This window comes from Halovulum dunhuangense, assembly GCF_013093415.1.
GTDB lineage: Bacteria > Pseudomonadota > Alphaproteobacteria > Rhodobacterales > Rhodobacteraceae > Halovulum > Halovulum dunhuangense.
Map to the genome: position 1 here is coordinate 1 of NZ_JABFBC010000020.1, position 1546 is coordinate 1546.

General features: G+C 68.0%; 2 protein-coding genes. Both read left to right on the forward strand.

The features are described from left to right. Positions 1 to 280 precede the first annotated feature (280 nt). Entirely contained in the window at positions 281 to 949 is a 669-nt protein-coding gene (locus HMH01_RS17700) for a TVP38/TMEM64 family protein (RefSeq protein WP_171327121.1), read from the forward strand. A gap of 66 nt (positions 950 to 1015) precedes the next feature. Then, on the forward strand, positions 1016 to 1546 hold a 531-nt coding region (locus tag HMH01_RS17705), incomplete at its 3' end, for a heavy metal-binding domain-containing protein (protein WP_171327122.1).

Consider the following 1546-nt stretch of genomic DNA (forward strand, 5'->3'; position numbering starts at 1 on the left):
GCGTCAACAGGGAGGGCGGAAAGATGGGGTGGAACGACATGGGCTCCGGCATGGGTCTCGGGATGGGGTTTGGATGGGTCTTCGGCCTGCTGATCCTTCTGCTCGTGGTTTTGGCCATAGCCGCGCTGATAAGGAATCTCTCGAAATAGGAGCTGGGAGATACCGATGCCCTGCGGGAACGATGGCATGATCCACGGCGGGTGGCGCTGCGCGGCCGGGCGAGAAGCCCGCCCTCGCGATGTCCACGGCCTCCGGGTCCTTCGCAAGGGCGAGATCTGAGATGGGCCTGCGGACCGGCATCCTCGCCGCATTGGCGCTGCTCGGGATCGGGTTGCTGGGCACCTGGCTGTTCGCGCCTGAGGTTCTTGCCGAGGCACGCGGCCTGCTGGATCGCGACGCGCTTCAGGCGCTGGTCACGCGGGCCGGCCCCTGGGGGCCGGTGCTGGTCGTGGCGCTGATGACCGTCGCGGTGGTGGCGAGCCCGATCCCCAGCGCGCCGATCGCAATTGCGGCCGGGGCCGCCTATGGCCATGTCTGGGGCACGGTGCAGGTGGTGATCGGGGCAGAACTTGGCGCGCTGATCGCCTTTGGCCTGGCGCGGATCCTGGGGCATGACGTCCTGCGCCGGGTGTTCGGCGACCGGATCGATGCGGGGCTCCTCGGCTCGCAGGCCGCGCTGACAGCAACGGTCTTTGCCAGCCGGTTGATGCCCTTCGTGTCCTTCGACATGATCAGCTATGCCGCCGGGCTCAGCCGCCTGCACGCCTGGCGCTTCGCCCTCGCGACGCTGGCGGGCATCATCCCGGCCAGCTTCCTGCTGGCCCATTTCGGCGGCGCGGCCGTCGGCGGAGACATCGGCGCAACGGGCTGGGCGGTGCTCGGCCTCGGCCTCGTGACGGGGCTGCCGCTGCTGTGGGTGGCACTCAGGGGCAGGGGCGACAGGCGCTGAGAGGGGCTTGAGCTTCCAGCGGCGGGATGCCCCAGGCTGAAACGCGACAGGAAAGGATGGCAGGACATGGACCACGACCATCACCACGCGGCGACCGACCTGCCCGAAGGGGCGGAGACGGCGAAGGATCCGGTTTGCGGCATGACGGTCGCAATCAAGCCCGATGGCCGGCAGGCGGAGTTTCAGGGCGAGACGTATCATTTCTGCTCGGACAAGTGCCTGGCGAAGTTCGAGGCGGATCCGTGGTTCTACGCCTCGGGCCGGGCCGAGGGGCAGAAAAAGGCCGTGCCGGCCAACGTACAGTACACCTGTCCGATGCATCCCGAGATCGTTCGCGATGCGCCGGGATCCTGCCCGATCTGCGGCATGGCGCTGGAGCCGATGCTGCCTTCGGACGAGCCCAGCGAGGAATTGGCCGACTTCACCCGCCGAATGTGGATCTCGGCCGCAGCCGCCGTGCCGCTCATCATCCTGACCATGGGCGAGATGGTCGGCCTGCCTGTGCGCGACTGGATCGGGCACCGGACGGCCAGCTATCTGGAGTTCGTACTGGCGACGCCGATCATCCTGTGGGCTGCCCTGCCCTTCTTCCTGCGA

Coding starts and splice junctions, on each gene's coding strand:
- HMH01_RS17700 (WP_171327121.1), top strand. CDS start 281: ATGGGCCTGCGGACCGGCATCCTCGCCGCATTGGCGCTGCTCGGGATC.